This window comes from Bacillus sp. sid0103 (assembly GCF_019219025.1).
The window spans coordinates 152,932-167,658 of sequence record NZ_JAHUWN010000002.1 but is presented as its reverse complement, the minus strand read 5'-3'; the positions used below and the strand labels follow the sequence as shown (position 1 = coordinate 167,658).

17 protein-coding genes are annotated in these 14,727 nt (G+C 35.7%); 12 read left to right on the top strand and 5 right to left on the bottom strand.

Annotated features, from left to right (window positions below):
- Positions 1-40: 40 nt before the first annotated feature.
- Positions 41-946, top strand: coding sequence for a DMT family transporter (locus KW850_RS02950; RefSeq protein ID WP_218346084.1), 906 nt, complete (start codon positions 41-43; stop codon positions 944-946).
- Between the two features lie 450 nt (positions 947-1,396).
- On the opposite strand, the gene KW850_RS02945 is transcribed toward KW850_RS02950, so the two are convergent.
- Positions 1,397-1,573 (bottom strand): hypothetical protein, encoded by a 177-nt coding sequence (locus KW850_RS02945; RefSeq protein WP_218346083.1) that lies wholly within the window; start codon positions 1,571-1,573, stop codon positions 1,397-1,399.
- A gap of 73 nt (positions 1,574-1,646) precedes the next feature.
- Complete coding sequence (locus KW850_RS02940; protein ID WP_218346082.1) at positions 1,647-1,973, bottom strand: ArsR/SmtB family transcription factor; 327 nt, start codon at positions 1,971-1,973, stop codon at positions 1,647-1,649.
- A 438-nt stretch (positions 1,974-2,411) separates the two neighbouring features.
- Here KW850_RS02940 and KW850_RS02935 point away from each other — a divergent pair, with 438 nt between their 5' ends.
- The 5 genes from KW850_RS02935 (at position 2,412) to KW850_RS02915 (ending at position 6,379) form a co-directional block, all read left to right on the top strand.
- Positions 2,412-2,855, top strand: a complete 444-nt coding sequence (locus tag KW850_RS02935) for an ArsI/CadI family heavy metal resistance metalloenzyme (RefSeq protein ID WP_218346081.1) — start codon at positions 2,412-2,414, stop codon at positions 2,853-2,855.
- Positions 2,856-2,973: 118 nt separating this feature from the next.
- Positions 2,974-3,390: a BlaI/MecI/CopY family transcriptional regulator gene (locus KW850_RS02930; protein ID WP_218346080.1), complete on the top strand. Its 417-nt coding sequence runs from the start codon at positions 2,974-2,976 to the stop codon at positions 3,388-3,390.
- 1 nt (position 3,391) lies between these two features.
- A complete protein-coding gene (locus tag KW850_RS02925) occupies positions 3,392-4,249 on the top strand; it encodes a M56 family metallopeptidase (protein WP_218346079.1) in 858 nt (285 codons plus the stop codon).
- A 997-nt stretch (positions 4,250-5,246) separates the two neighbouring features.
- Positions 5,247-5,657 (top strand): DoxX family protein, encoded by a 411-nt coding sequence (locus KW850_RS02920; protein WP_218346078.1) that lies wholly within the window; start codon positions 5,247-5,249, stop codon positions 5,655-5,657.
- A 35-nt stretch (positions 5,658-5,692) separates the two neighbouring features.
- On the top strand, positions 5,693-6,379 hold the full coding sequence (locus KW850_RS02915) for a DsbA family protein (RefSeq protein WP_218346077.1): 687 nt from the start codon (positions 5,693-5,695) through the stop codon (positions 6,377-6,379).
- 127 nt (positions 6,380-6,506) lie between these two features.
- Here the strand turns inward: KW850_RS02915 and KW850_RS02910 are convergent, their stop codons facing one another.
- Genes KW850_RS02910 through KW850_RS02900 form a run of 3 tightly spaced genes read right to left on the bottom strand, consistent with a single transcriptional unit; the run spans position 6,507 to position 8,890 of the window.
- On the bottom strand, positions 6,507-6,677 hold the full coding sequence (locus tag KW850_RS02910; protein ID WP_218346076.1) for a twin-arginine translocase TatA/TatE family subunit: 171 nt from the start codon (positions 6,675-6,677) through the stop codon (positions 6,507-6,509).
- Between the two features lie 16 nt (positions 6,678-6,693).
- Entirely contained in the window at positions 6,694-7,860 is a 1,167-nt protein-coding gene (locus tag KW850_RS02905; RefSeq protein WP_218346075.1) for a ZIP family metal transporter, read from the bottom strand.
- A 16-nt stretch (positions 7,861-7,876) separates the two neighbouring features.
- On the bottom strand, positions 7,877-8,890 hold the full coding sequence (locus KW850_RS02900) for a multicopper oxidase domain-containing protein (protein WP_218346074.1): 1,014 nt from the start codon (positions 8,888-8,890) through the stop codon (positions 7,877-7,879).
- A 186-nt stretch (positions 8,891-9,076) separates the two neighbouring features.
- Here KW850_RS02900 and KW850_RS02895 point away from each other — a divergent pair, with 186 nt between their 5' ends.
- From KW850_RS02895 to KW850_RS02870, 6 genes are all read left to right on the top strand, one after another.
- Positions 9,077-9,445 (top strand): ArsR/SmtB family transcription factor, encoded by a 369-nt coding sequence (locus KW850_RS02895; protein ID WP_256358048.1) that lies wholly within the window; start codon positions 9,077-9,079, stop codon positions 9,443-9,445.
- Positions 9,438-11,573, top strand: a complete 2,136-nt coding sequence (locus tag KW850_RS02890) for a heavy metal translocating P-type ATPase (RefSeq protein ID WP_218346072.1) — start codon at positions 9,438-9,440, stop codon at positions 11,571-11,573. The genes KW850_RS02895 and KW850_RS02890 overlap by 8 nt, the downstream gene beginning before the upstream one ends.
- 221 nt (positions 11,574-11,794) lie before the next feature.
- Positions 11,795-12,334: a copper resistance CopC family protein gene (locus tag KW850_RS02885; RefSeq protein ID WP_218346071.1), complete on the top strand. Its 540-nt coding sequence runs from the start codon at positions 11,795-11,797 to the stop codon at positions 12,332-12,334.
- Between the two features lie 2 nt (positions 12,335-12,336).
- Entirely contained in the window at positions 12,337-13,413 is a 1,077-nt protein-coding gene (locus tag KW850_RS02880) for a copper resistance D family protein (protein ID WP_218346070.1), read from the top strand.
- Positions 13,414-13,713: 300 nt separating this feature from the next.
- Positions 13,714-13,869: a hypothetical protein gene (locus tag KW850_RS02875; protein ID WP_218346069.1), complete on the top strand. Its 156-nt coding sequence runs from the start codon at positions 13,714-13,716 to the stop codon at positions 13,867-13,869.
- 265 nt (positions 13,870-14,134) lie between these two features.
- Positions 14,135-14,635 carry a ZIP family metal transporter gene (locus tag KW850_RS02870; RefSeq protein WP_218346068.1) on the top strand — a complete coding sequence of 167 codons (501 nt, stop codon included), beginning with the start codon at positions 14,135-14,137 and terminating at the stop codon, positions 14,633-14,635.
- The last annotated feature ends 92 nt before the right edge of the window (positions 14,636-14,727 follow it).

Below are 14,727 nucleotides of genomic sequence, written 5' to 3'. Positions count from 1 at the left end.
ATCCTTTGCCCTCTATAATGGAGCAAAAGGAGGAATTTGAATGGTAATGATCGGTTATTTGTTCATGTGTTTAATTTTTGGCACCACCTTTCTTGCGATTAAAATAGGGGTAGATGCTGGCGTGCCGCCGTTTCTCTCAGCTGGATTACGTTTTTTTCTTGCCGGTTTTATTCTATTTTGGATCATGGTTTGGCAAGGAAAAACGAAGGTTGGTTTGTTTTTTCGGAAGGAAATGCTAATTACCGGGATCGGGTTGACGTTTGGTACGTTTGCAACCCTTTATTGGGCAGAACAGTACGTAACGTCAGGGACAGCGGCTGTCTTATCGGCAACCGGTCCGATGCTGATTTTATTGATACAGTCAGTCATTTTGAAGAAGAAGGCGGCCGCAAAATCCTTCATTGGGTGCCTTGTCGGAGTTTTCGGTGTATTCCTGCTGATTTTACCCAGCTTTGATTTTCAAGAGAATGGTATTTGGCTGGTAGGCTGTTTTTTGATTATTATTGGGGAGGTTTTTTATGCATCGGGAAGTCTGTACGCGAAACAGGTGAGCGGAAAATTTACTGCGACTTCGCCTATTGCCTTAAATGCCGTCCAAATGATGCATGGGGGAATCCTGTTAATCTTGTTATCCCTTTTCACGGAAGACATTCGGTTTCATTATTTGATGCGTCCCGAAGCACTTGGTTCTTTTTTTTATTTAGTTGTTTTTGGTTCTATGGCGGGGCATAGTCTCTATTACTGGCTTGTCGCAAAGACGAACCCGGTTTTTCCATCAACGTGGCTCTTTATTTCGCCGATTCTTGCCGTGTCGCTGGGAGCCGTTATCTATCATGAATATCTTTCCTGGCAATCCGGCATAGGGGCCTTGACCATTATTCTAGGAACGGTTTTAGTTCATTTGGAGACATTAAAAGGATTCAACTGGAGGAGGGTTGTGGGGTAGGTCACAGTCACAGCTCGAAATTTGTCTATCGGCGATTTTTATTTCGGTATAGGGTAGGCACCGAACTCAATAATCACTAAAAAACACGCTGAGTAAAAAAAATCAGCGTGTTTTCCATATTTTAATGATTGGCGGCCTTTTCCAGACTGATTGGGGAGCAATTTCAGTATCTAACCACATTTTTAAAATCCTCCTAGCACTCGCAAATGCAAAGGTTTTGGTTGATTAGTTCCGTTTTAGTCTTCTTAGTAAAAGACAACTTCCTAACGATCTTTTGCAAAAATGATTCTTTATTAAAGTTAGCAAATTTCCAAGCCTCGTTTGATATTTTCTCTATTTCTTTCTGTTTTTCCCTTACTAACACTTCGAAATGATACATAAACAACTCCTCCTAATTATTATTATTATTATTATTATTAATCAAAAAATATTGATTTATATGTGAAAAGACTACGCACAAGCACACTGGCAGCAGGGTTCAACTGGGGTTGTAGAAACAGCGGCTAAATCTTTCAGGTCATTTTTATCGGATGTATCAGCGTAACGTTTCCAAGCATCTCTTGCATTCCGTTCCATTTCTTCCTGACGAAATTTCATCATTTGAAATACTTCATATTCATTAAACATCCTGATTTCCTCCTATTGATCAAATTATGTTGATATATTAATCAAAAAAAATTGATTAATACTTTAAAAAAATTTAGCAACAAGTCGGCTTGAAAATGCAACAAAGTTCATGGGATAACAAATGATTGAGTTCTTCTTGATTCAGTTCGTAATAACTCCATGTTCCTCGTGTTTCTTTAGTAATAATGTTGGCATCTAATAAAATCTTTAAATGATAGGATAGCTTTGATTGAGCCATGTCAACCATTGGAGCTAGATCGCAAACACACAAAGAACCTTTTTGAGTTAAAATATTCATGATTTGCAGTCTCTTTTTATCAGCTATGGCCTTAAATTTTAACTCATATTCTTCAAAAACTTTATCTAAGGATATGTCTTGTATTTGTATTTCTTCGTTCACTTTTTTCACCTACTTTATAAATCAAATAAACTTGATACATTCATCATATATCCAATATTTTCAAATGTCAATCTTTTAAATCAAAATACTTTGATTTAGGCTGAAGTCTTATTGTCCTTCCATAAAACAAATTTTTTTGATTTAATGGTTGCAATTAGAAAAAATTGCTAATATACTTAGGTTATAAATCAAAAAAAATTGATTTATCTACTTTAAATCAAATTTATTTGATTTAAAAATCCTACTGTAAAGGAGCTGTGAAACATGAGTTTTACCAAAAGGTTAATAGGTAAAGACGTTTCAAAAGCCTCAAGTTGCTGTAGTGTTGAAATTAAAGAGTTAGAAAAAACAGAAGATGAATCTTGCAGTGGAACATCCCAGGCTAATCCATCATGTTGCTAATTTATCAAAAAAAATAAATCGGTTGGAGGGTTTAAGATGAAAATGCATGTAGGGATTAATGTTACGGATTTAAATAAGTCGATTGAATTTTATACGAAAGTTTTTAATGTAGAGCCTGTAAAAGTAAAGCCAGACTATGCTAAGTTTTTACTTGAGGATCCTGGGCTTAATTTCACTTTAAACTTAAAAGACACAGTTGCAGGAAATCAAGTGGGCCATTTTGGATTTCAGGTAGATAATCACGAAGCGGTCCAGCAACATAAGGATCGACTGGAAAAATTGGGCTTTTTTGCAAGGGAAGAGATGGATGTTACTTGTTGTTATGCTACACAAGATAAATTTTGGGTCACCGATCCTGACCGGAACGAATGGGAATTCTTTTATACAAAAGGCGATGTAGAGACGATGACCGCAAAGTCGGAGTGTTGTCCAGCCAAGCCTGTTAAGGTGGAAATGAAAACTTCATCATGCTGTTCATAGCTTTTATTTCAAAAATGAGTTTGGCGAAATGCTCCAAGCTCATTTTTACTTTTCGGTGGACAGCATAGAAAATAATAATATGTTACACTACAATATGTAATGGTTAGGAGGATGAATAATGCCAATAAACAATTTTCGCTTTGACCAAGAAGGACTTAATCGCTTTTTCGGCCCGCTTGAGTCTAAAATTATGGACATTCTTTGGGAAGGCAATGAAAAGAGTATTAAGGACGTTCAACAAGAATTAGAAAATGAAAAACCGATAAACTTCAACACGGTTATGACGGTTATGAACCGCCTTGTCGATAAAAACATTCTTACAAAAAGATTGGAAGGAAGAACCTCTCTTTTTAAACCAGTAAAAACCAAAGAGGATTTTATTAGCGAACAATCAAAAAAACTAACAGATAACCTTTTGGACGAATTCGGAGGATTAGTTGTTAATCATATGCTGGATTCTTTACAAGAAGTTGATGATCGTTTACTTCAGAAACTGGAACAAAAAATTGAACAATTAAAAAAGGGAAGAAAGTAAAATGGTCTGGAAACATAAATCAACTGCTGTTTTAGGATTAGCCCTTTTCTTTGCGATCATTTTGTTTGTTCAAATAGCGATGTACCTAGTAAATATTCTATTTGGCCCATTAGAGCTATTTAATATCTTTAATTTTTGCGTAAGCTTTTTTGAAAAAGGCACTTTTGCCTATTATGCAGTCCTATTAATCGTGAATGCTTACATTTTTTATACCGTTTTCATCATTTGTAATAAGATCGTTCAGCAAATCCTACTATTACGTTCATTTCAAAATAAAATTCACCTGCTTATTAATAAAGATAAATCCAAACAATTGAATCAAATTTTTAACAGAAAAAATGATGATATCGTTGTTATCAATTATAAAGATCCACTGGCCTTTACATTTGGGTTTTTGAAACCAGTTATTGTCCTTTCGACTACATTTACTGAAATGTTAGATGCAAAGGAATTAGAAGCAGTCATCTACCACGAGACTTCCCATCAAAGGTATTATGATGGAATTAAAGTATTTATTTTACAAATAATTTCAGAAGCTTTATGGTATATCCCGCTTACAATGTGGTCCTACCAGAATTATCGGATTATGATTGAACTAGTTGCTGATGAATATGCAATTAACCGGATGGGTTCAGAACTTGGATTAGGCAGTGCCTTATTAAAGTTAATTAAGAAGCAAGTAAAAATTAATTCAAATCTTACTCCAGCTATTGTTCATTTTGCGGATAGTACAGTCGATTACAGGCTGCAACAATTGATTAATCCGCAACAATCCATTCCAGTTAAAGCACAGTTACGATCCATTGTAATATCATTAAATGTATTTATTTTAATATTAATCCTACTTGTTATTGCCTAACTCATAAATAAAAGGATTGTCCCTAAAGCTAACGGGTTCCGACAAAATCTATTAAGATTTCAGAAGAACTGTCCTTCATAACACTGATGAAGGACAAAATCTATTAAGATTTCAGAAGAACTGTCTTTCATAACACTGATGAAGGACAAAATCTATTAAGATTTCAGAAGAGCTGTCCTTCATAACACTTATGAAGGACAAAACCTTTAAGATTTCTGAAGAACTGTCCTTCACAACACTGATGAAGGACAAAATCTATTAAGATTTCAGAAGAACTGTCCTTCACAACACTGATGAAGGACAAAATCTATTAAGATTTCAGAAGAACTGTCTTTCATAACACTGATGAAGGACAAAACCTTTAAGATTTCAGAAGAACTGTCCTTCATAACACTGATGAAGGACAAAATCTATTAGGATTTCAGAAGAACTGTCCTTCATAACACTGATGAAGGACAAAATCTATTAAGATTTCAGAAGAACTGTCCTTCATAACACTGATGAAGGACAAAACCTTTAAGATTCCAGAAGAACTGTCCTTCATAATACCGATGAAGGACAAAACCAATAAAGATTTCTAAAGAACTGTCCTTCATACCGCCGATGAAGGACAAAATTTAATTACATTCCTGATGAATTGTCTTTCATAAAATTAATGAGGGACAAAAACTACATTGCACCTGATAGGATAGATTATTTTTTACAGATTTTTTATGTTTGAATTTCGAGTGAATTCATAGGTGTTTTTGTATGATTATTAGTCCGTCTGCACCTCAAAACGGAGCCAGTTACCCTAAAAGCACAATCCTTTTATTTATTGATGGTTATTAGAAAATTGATGAAGAAGTATTATCTCTTGACCACTTGTAACACATTACACTACAATGAGTAGTGTAAATTGGATTTTTTTCATGAAAAAGGTAGGAATCTATTACCTTATAACACTACAACATGTAGTGTTATTAAAAAACATTTAGTTTTGAAAGGAGAATGTAAATTGAAAAAGTCAGAAGTCGGGACACTCATTCTAAGAATATTTTTGGGGTTATCTTTCTTTATTCATGGTGTTTCTAAGTTTCAAAATGGTATTGAAAATACTGCAGGATGGTTTGAAAGTTTAGGGATTCCAGGTATTGTAGGGTACATAGTGGCCATTATTGAATTAGTCGGAGGACTGTTGTTAACTGTAGGATTTGGAACGCGATACATTGCAATTCTCTTTTTATTTATCATGATTGGGGCTGTAATAAAAGTAAAATTGGCAGCCGGTTTCATGGGGAATGGACAAGGTGCGGGGTTTGAATTGGATCTAGCCTTTGCCGTCATGGCCGTATATCTGTTCCTAAATTCAAATTCTGCTCTTTCTCTGGATTCAAAATTATTCTCTAAAAATCCAAAGAATTCTTAGAGAGATTAAAAAGCTTAAAATAGAGGGTGAATACGATGTCTTCGGGAAACAAAAAATCAAAAAAATCGAAAAATCAATCATCTAAATTTATTTTTTGGGTGATTGGTTTAATAGCAGTTTGCCTAGTTGGTTTAATTTTTTTATCAAATACGGCCAAAAAAGAAGCAATGGACTATGAGGGACAGCCATTTTTAGGAGAAAAGTCTGCCCCAGTAAAAATAGTTGAATTTGGAGATTATAAATGTCCTTATTGTAAAAATTTTAATGATACACTTCTTCCAAATATCCAAAAGGATTTCATCGATACAGGAAAAGCTTCGTTTTATTTTATGAATTATTCGTTTATCAATGTTGATTCAACCCGTTCTGCAAAATTTGCGGAAACAGTCTTTAAAGAACTAGGGAATGAAAAGTTTTGGAAATTCCATGAACTATTATATGAAAAACAGCCTGATGATACTAAAGCCGAGCAAATGGATATATATTCAAAGTCTTTTCTTAAGGACACTTTAAGTGAAATTGTCTCTGAGGCAGAGGTGAAAAGAGTGGTCAATACGTTTAATAATGACCAATCAAAAGAGGCATGGGAAAAAGATATGAGTGCTGCTAATAAGTTAAGTATTACAAGTACCCCTTCGATTTTTATTAATGGTGTGAAATTTGAAGGGAACACCTATAATGATTTCAAGAATAGAGTAAAAGAGGCAGCAAATGAAGAGTGATTTCTAGAATGAAATAATTGCCTAAATAGAAGTTAACAGTAGAACCATGTCTGAAAATACAAATGAATAAGGAATACATCAAAAAAGGTGGTACATCGTCTTATCCGATGAGCCACCTCGTATTATTTTATTTATTTTTCTTATCATGATTATCATCCATTATTCCTTTTGTGGACTGTTTAAATTCTCTAAGTGTAGATCCCACGGCACGACCGAGTTCTGGGAGTTTTTTCGGCCCAAAAATAATTAATGCAATCACAAAAATCAATAATGCACCACCAATTCCTATATTAGCCATTTCAAATTCCCCCTGATTATTTTACGAAAAAAGCCGTAAAATACATGATTAATATTCCAAGCGTAAATCCTGTAAAATTCATCCATGATACAACTGGTTCAGTATTCTTTTTGTGTTCTTCGATCAGCATTTTGGAAATAACGAATATTACCTGTAAAATGGCACCTGCACCAACTCCTAAAAATACTGCACCCCAAATCGGTGAAAAGATAAAGCCTCCGAACCAAGTTCCTAATATTGCAGGTGCACCAGCAATGGCTCCTAATAAAACAAATGTATTAATTTTTGGCCTACTCTTTAATAATGGAGCAGCGATCCCAATGCCCTCAGTAATATTATGCAAAGTAAATCCAATTACTAAAAATGTACCTAATGCAGCCTCACCAAGTGCAAATGATGATCCAATAGCCAATCCCTCACCAAAATTATGAAGACCGATTCCTGTTGCCATCAATAATGAAATTCCTAGTGGAGAATAACCCGTTCGTTTTTGTCTTTGATGTTGATATTGATCAAAACCAACCAGTAAAAGAAACGAAAGAACCGTGCAAATGATCACAACCATGTTGCCCTGAAATACAGACGGTGCTTCAGCGCCTATTTCAAATCCATCAAATAATGTGCCAAAAAATAAGAATAATAGAAGTCCTACTGTGAGGGCAAGAATGGCATTAATCCAGCTTTTTTTCAAACGCTTCATAAATGGAAACCATAGTAATCCTAAAGTAATAGGAACAATCCCTACGTAAAAACCAATAAATCCGTAATTCAACACATTATCCCATGAAAATTCAGGAGTCAAAGTTGCTGCATCAATCACCGCTTCCGTTATGATTCCATTTTCAGATATTAACAAAATAGTATGGGGGTCGCCTTCAACCCACGGATAATTTATGGTTACCATTCCATCTTGAAACCTTTTTAGCTTTGAACTAGGGGTCATCGAAAAATTCCATATAGAATCATCAACAATCACTTGAGATATGGTCAATGTCTCTGGGCCAGTATTGCTGACATCGAGTTCAAAGCCTGATGGTTTTATTTTAATTTGATCAACATTAAGCACTTCGATGGGAGCAGCAGGATCTCGTTCTACTCCAGCCCCATTTTTAAATACCCATCCCAAAACAAGCATTAAAAGAAAAAGTGGTATAAGACCAGTAATCAGCCATTTTAATTTCATTATTTACACCTCCTTTTTATTCAACTTCAAAGAATCCCATCCAGCCAAGCTCAGCAAATTCACTAACATGAGCGTGAAACATATATTTTCCCTTATATGGAAAACGAACTTCAATAATCCCACGTTCCCCTTGGCATTGCATGATGGTATCAGTAAATTGTGAAGGATTGTCATTTCTCCCAGTTGGAATATAGGTAAAATAGTTGGCATGTAAATGGAAGGAGTTCAGTAAGTCAAACTCGGTTAAATTGCTTAAGTAGATACGGACAAGCTCATCCTTCTTGATTTTAATTGGATGATTCATAAAGGCAAACGCATAACCATTCACCGTATAAAACTCGTTTGCACCATCTAAATCTAAATCAAATGCATTCATGACCATATTTAATTCAAGTGCAGGTTCCCTTGGTGTTTTTGGATCAATAATAAAATTTCCATATAATCCTTTATGAATATGTCGGCGTAAAGGTAAAACATGGCAATGATAAAGCTGTAATCCATATGGCTTTGCTTCAAATTCATACGTAAAGGATTGACCTGGAGCGATAGGGTCTAATCCATCCATATCTGGTGGATGAATACCATGAAAATGAATAGAGTGAGGATGACTTCCTTGGTTAATAAAATGAAATCGTAGTAGATCCCCCTCAGTACAACGGAATGTTGGTCCTGGAATCGTTCCATTATAGGTCCAGCCAGGAAACTTTATTCCATGTGCAATTTCAATTTCCTTGTCAATAGCTACTATTTCGTATTCACGCAATGTCCGACCGTCTAATTTTTTGGTGACTTTTCCATAATCAAACTCGGTTAAAAGACGTTTAGCCATCTTAAATCCTTCCGAATTGGTTGAATCATGCTTATTGGTGTGATTGCTAGAATGATTATTGTGACTTGATGCATGATCCTCAGCATGAACTACTTTAGAAAAAGGTGCCACTTTATTTAAATAAATACTTCCTGCAATTCCTATTGCACCCGTCGTTCCAATTTTTAAAATATCCCTTCGAGAAATCTTATTGTCTGACATGCTTTTACCTCCCTCTAAAAAAGTTTCCCTAATGCAACTTTATTGTCCTTGTCAATACTTTATGTTATGGACATTCTTCTTGTCAATACAGAATTTGAAAAACATTCAAATAATTATTTGACCATTTAAATGTATTTACATATACTGATAATCAAATAGGCGTTTGAATAAGGAGGTATGGGATTTTTGAAGCACGATGATATATGTGAAGTAACCTGCGTGGATGAAGAAAAAGTAGAAAGGGTAAAAGAATCGATTTCCCAACAAAATACAAGGGCAGTTTCACAAATATTTAAAGCATTATCTGATGACACTAGAATAAAAATTGCTTATTCGTTAAGTGAAGAAGAGGAATTATGCGTATGTGATGTAGCAAATATTGTTGGATGTACCACGGCAACGGCCTCTCACCATTTGCGGCTTCTTCGGAATTTAGGATTAGCAAAATATCGTAAAGAAGGAAAATTAGTGTTTTATTCACTGGATGATGATCATGTTAAGCAACTGATACAAATCGCTTTTACACATCAACAGGAGGTGAAAACTCATGAGTAACTCCTTAGAAAAAACAAGTGAAAAAACCGTTTACCGAGTACAGGGATTCACCTGTGCGGGCTGTGCCACTAAGTTCGAAAAGAACGTACAACACCTGGATGGTGTTGCTAATGCAAGTGTAAATTTCGGTGCGTCAAAACTTACAGTTTATGGTGAAACAACAATAGAGGAATTAGAGAAAGCAGGAGCTTTTGAAAATATAAAAGTTATCCCTGAAAAACAACGATTTGAGGAGAAAAAAGAGCCGTTTCTGAAACAACATTCAACGGTTATCGCCTCATTTGTTTTCTTGTTAATTGGATGGCTTTCAGCACAAATCAATGGTGAAGAAAGTATATCTTCGATACTAGCCTATGGAGCTGCCATCTTAGTAGGTGGTTATCGCCTTTTTTCCACGGGGTTGAAAAATTTATTCCAACTAGAATTTGATATGAGAACATTAATGACGATAGCTGTAATCGGAGCAGCTATTATCGGTGAGTGGGGAGAAGGTGCAACGGTTGTCATCCTGTTCGCCATTAGTGAGGTTCTAGAGTCGTATTCAATGGATAAAGCGAGACAATCCATTCGTTCCTTAATGGATATTGCCCCAAAAGAGGCCTTAATTCGTAGGGGGAATAAAGAGTTTACAGTAGAAGTGGACGATATTCGAATTGGCGATATATTAATCGTAAAACCTGGACAGAAAATCGCCATGGATGGAACGGTGGAAAAAGGACTATCGTCTGTAAATCAAGCTGCGATTACAGGGGAATCTGTTCCAGTTTCCAAAACTGTTGATGATGAAGTATTCGCTGGAACTCTTAACGAAGAAGGACTTCTTGAAGTGAAGGTTACCAAACATGTGGACGACACCACCATTGCAAAAATCATTCATCTTGTAGAAGAAGCTCAAGCGGAAAGGGCCCCGTCTCAAGCATTTGTTGATCGCTTTGCGAAGTATTATACGCCTGTCATCATGTTGATCTCGCTGTTAGTAGCCGTACTCCCGCCACTTTTATTTGATGGGGATTGGAGTAAATGGATTTATCAAGGTCTAGCTGTATTAGTAGTGGGATGTCCTTGTGCACTTGTCATTTCCACTCCTGTTTCGATAGTGACAGCAATTGGGAATGCTGCTCGAAATGGAGTATTGATTAAGGGGGGAATTCATTTAGAGGAAATGGGAGCCATTAAAGCCATCGCCTTTGATAAGACAGGGACTTTAACAGAAGGAATTCCCGTTGTAACGGATTATCTTCCTCAAGAGAATACAAATCCGAATGAACTTTTTTCCATTATTGCTGCATTAGAAAAAGGTTCTCAACATCCCCTAGCTTCAGCGATCATGAAAAAGGCTGAACAAGAAAATTTACCTTATCAAGATCTTGCTATTGAGGACTTCTCTTCAATTACAGGTAAAGGTATCAAAGGTATAGTCAAAGAAGAAATGTATTATGTGGGTAGTCCTAATTTATTCGATGAGATCTTAACAAATGGAATTCCATCGAACCTAAAAGCGACTATAACTGATCTACAAAATAAAGGGAAAACAGTCATGGTAGCTGGTAATGAATCAGAAATATTAGCCATACTTGCAGTTGCTGACAAAGTGAGAGGGAACAGCAAATTAGTTATCCAAAAACTTCACTCATTAGGTATTCAAAAAACCATCATGTTAACGGGCGATAATAAAGGGACTGCAAATGCAATTGGCCAACAGGTAGGAGTTTCTGATATTCAGGCTGACCTTTTACCTCAAGATAAACTTACTTTTATTAAAGAATTAAGAAATAAATACGACCGTGTGGCCATGGTTGGGGACGGTGTGAATGATGCACCTGCTCTTGCAGCATCGACTATCGGTATTGCCATGGGAGGAGCTGGAACGGATACGGCTCTTGAAACTGCGGATATTGCTTTAATGGGTGATGATTTAGGTAAACTGCCATTTACGTTGAAACTAAGTAGAAAAGCTTTATTTATCATTAAGCAAAACATCACTTTTTCATTAGGAATTAAACTTTTAGCACTTTTATTGGTGATTCCAGGTTGGTTAACCCTATGGATTGCGATATTTGCGGACATGGGAGCCACACTTATCGTGACGCTTAATGGTTTACGACTTCTCCGAGTTAGAGACAAATAATAGTGGGCTTCCCATAATGGGGAGCCTTTTAGTGGGAGAGGACAAACGTGAATAATGGTTGGAATCGACTCATTATTAAATTAACTCGGTACCGATATAGGATTCAATTTTTATAATATGTACAAAGTAGTAGAAAACCAAAGCGTTTTGATTCAAGATGAAAATGTTGTGCTGAATGGAATGTATAGAAAAATAATGGTTACCAAGAAAGGACATTCAAAATGAAAAAATTACTTTTATTACTAATTAGCATGTTGGTGATGATTCCTACAATCGCAAGTGCACATACGGAAATAACTTCGTCCAATCCTGCAGCGAATCAGGTGGTTAAAGAGGACCTAAAAGAAATAGTCATTACATATGAAGGTAAGATTGAATCCTTAAGCACTATGAAATTAGTAAAAGATGGGCAGGAAAAACCTTTAGTTAGTGTTACTCCAAAAGCTAATCAACTAGTGGGTACATTATCAACACCTCTTGAAAATGGTTCATATACGATCAAATGGAATATAGCTGGAGAAGATGGACATACCTTAAAAGGTGAAATCCCTTTTACTGTACAAAAAGAAGTAAAGTTGGACCAAAAGACAGAAACGAAAGAGCCAGTAAAAAAAGAAGAAACTAAAAAAGAAAACGCAAAACAGGTTCAAACCAATAAGCAAGCGGAAGATTCCTCAACAAATATGAAGACTATTATTACTGTGGCAATTGTTGTAATTTTAGTTATTGGGTTGTTCCTCTTGTTTAGAAGGAAGCGTTAATTATGGGATTCGTAATTCCTTTTGCTGAGTTTGGAAATTACCTTCTCTATTCTATCCTAATAGGACATGTCGCCTTACAATTTGTTCCTCAAAGGAATAAGCCTAAAATTGTTATTGGTAAACCCGTTTTACTTCTCTCTACACTTGGAATCATTATATTTTCGTTAGGACCCATTGTTCAAACTATTTCCTATTTTCAGGGTGGTGTAGGTCTTGCTCTAGCAACAAAATCTGTTTTGTTAGACTTTGAAGTAGGAAAAGCATGGCTCTTTATAGGGTTTATGGCCACATTCTTATGGATTACCATAATTCTAAATGCTTCAAAATATGTACAAGCAATTTTGCTTGTATTAATGATATTAGCGGTCGGTTACTCAAGTCATGTTGCATCATTGTCATTTTGGGCGGGTTTATGGTTTCATAGCATTCATTTTTTTATCGTAACATTATGGACAGGAATTCTGATTCATGTGGCCTGGTTTTCAAAGGAACAGTCAAATTGGTCTGAATTTTTAAAGTGGTTTACTCCATTTGCTGTTTTGTGTTTAATAACCATCATCCTTAGTGGTATCTATCTGATGTTATTTATTGTTGAACCAAAGGACTATGTAAAAGCCTGGGTCTTGCCATACGGACAAATGCTTCTTTTAAAGCATATTAGTATTATCCCTGTTTTGGTATTTGCTTTTATTAATGGAGTGCTTACCAGAAAATCGTTAAAACTTCCTTCCTTCAATCCTAGACCATGGATAAGAGGAGAAAGTATTATTTTATTTATCATTTTTTATTTGACTGCTGTGATGGGAACGTTATCGCCACCACATGAGGTTGAATTTACTGTAAAGTCGGAGGGAGCATCGAAATGGGTGGAGTCGTTACTAGGGAAAGATATTCTTACAACCGTATCTGTTCACTTATTACCTTCCTTCCAATCCATCTTACTACTCAGTGTTTCTATACTATTTTTGATACTAATTTTAATCAGTTTTAAAAGGGTAAAGCCTGTTATCGGAGTCGTTTTTGGCGTTTGTTTTATCGCAGCATTGTATATTGGATTAATGCTGTCCTTAGCAATATAAGAGGTTTCCAGACAATAGAACAAAAACCATAAAGCGGCTGACGTACGATATAACTACTAAGACAAAAACAGCGATTTCCACTAGGGAATTGCTGTTTTTTATCGTTGTGAGGAGGATTTTGAATGCACAAATTCATATATTCTTTAGAATAAGGTATGGTTTATCAAGTATCATCGATACAAATCAGAAGATTGTCCCAATCAAATTTTGCTTCTAAGCCTAATATACTGCTAAATGGCATATGTTAGTATGAATAATTTTTAAGCTATATTAAAGCTTATTGTTGATTTTGGCACCCTGTTGATCTACGTTCCAGGCGCGAAGACTCCTGCGGGAGGACGGGGCAGGGGAGACCCCGCAGGAGCGCAGCGACGAGGAGGCTCCCCGGACCGCCCGCGGAAAGCGAAGCGCCTGGAGCGGAAATCAACAGGCAAGTTTAACAGAGCCAATTTTTAAGCAAAAACGGTTTGTATAGGGAGGATCTTATAATTGAAGAAATAAAGTTAAGCAGTTTGGTAACTTTACTTATTTTTGGGGCTATGTTTTTGGGTGGATCCTCCATTCGACTTATGATTCATTTTTTTAATAAGAACTCTTTATATTTACAAATCCTTTGCGGAGGATTATTAACAGGCATTTTTTCGTTGGAATTACTTCCTGAAGTATTTAGCCATTTTCACACAATCGTATTCTTACGGGAATTTCAATCGGTATTTTTATTATGATAACAATGGAAGTTTTCTTGCATAAAAAGTCTCAACTTCATCAAGGAGATCAAGAGACGCTTTATCTTTTATTTATTGCTTTAATCATTCACAGTATTCCTACGGGGGTCACCTTTGGAATTAGCCTCCAACAGGGTCAACTGATAAACTATGGACTTTTGGCTGCTTTTATTCTCCATCATATCCCCGAAGGCATGATTCTTATGTCATTAATACCAATTACAAAAATGAAGAATAAATTATTTACCATTTTTTGCTCAATACTATCGATTGCGATTGGAATGAATATATTTATGGGACTGAATATGAGATTGGATTCAATAAAATGGAACACTGTCATGATGGGCATGACAATTGGAACAATGGGTTACGTTACACTTTATGAACTGCTGTGGAAGAAATCGAAAAATCTACCGAAAGGAAAAGTAGCTTTAATCGTTCTTTTGGGTATGAGTGGGATTCATTATTTCTTACGATTATTCCCTTCGCATCAATAAAAGGAGAAAAGTAAATCCTAGAAGATCTATTGAATAATTTAATTGATGTGTCATTATCTAGATGCAGATGGAGTACATGTGGCACTTAATTA

Excerpts from the sequence above, each read along its gene's own strand:
- KW850_RS02950 (WP_218346084.1), top strand. The coding sequence starts at position 41 with ATGGTAATGATCGGTTATTTGTTCATGTGTTTAATTTTTGGCACCACC.
- KW850_RS02945 (WP_218346083.1), bottom strand. The coding sequence starts at position 1,573 with ATGTTTAATGAATATGAAGTATTTCAAATGATGAAATTTCGTCAGGAA.
- KW850_RS02935 (WP_218346081.1), top strand. The coding sequence starts at position 2,412 with ATGAAAATGCATGTAGGGATTAATGTTACGGATTTAAATAAGTCGATT.
- KW850_RS02930 (WP_218346080.1), top strand. The coding sequence starts at position 2,974 with ATGCCAATAAACAATTTTCGCTTTGACCAAGAAGGACTTAATCGCTTT.
- KW850_RS02925 (WP_218346079.1), top strand. The coding sequence starts at position 3,392 with ATGGTCTGGAAACATAAATCAACTGCTGTTTTAGGATTAGCCCTTTTC.
- KW850_RS02915 (WP_218346077.1), top strand. The coding sequence starts at position 5,693 with ATGTCTTCGGGAAACAAAAAATCAAAAAAATCGAAAAATCAATCATCT.
- KW850_RS02910 (WP_218346076.1), bottom strand. The coding sequence starts at position 6,677 with ATGGCTAATATAGGAATTGGTGGTGCATTATTGATTTTTGTGATTGCA.
- KW850_RS02905 (WP_218346075.1), bottom strand. The coding sequence starts at position 7,860 with ATGAAATTAAAATGGCTGATTACTGGTCTTATACCACTTTTTCTTTTA.
- KW850_RS02900 (WP_218346074.1), bottom strand. The coding sequence starts at position 8,890 with ATGTCAGACAATAAGATTTCTCGAAGGGATATTTTAAAAATTGGAACG.
- KW850_RS02890 (WP_218346072.1), top strand. The coding sequence starts at position 9,438 with ATGAGTAACTCCTTAGAAAAAACAAGTGAAAAAACCGTTTACCGAGTA.
- KW850_RS02885 (WP_218346071.1), top strand. The coding sequence starts at position 11,795 with ATGAAAAAATTACTTTTATTACTAATTAGCATGTTGGTGATGATTCCT.
- KW850_RS02880 (WP_218346070.1), top strand. The coding sequence starts at position 12,337 with ATGGGATTCGTAATTCCTTTTGCTGAGTTTGGAAATTACCTTCTCTAT.
- KW850_RS02870 (WP_218346068.1), top strand. The coding sequence starts at position 14,135 with ATGATAACAATGGAAGTTTTCTTGCATAAAAAGTCTCAACTTCATCAA.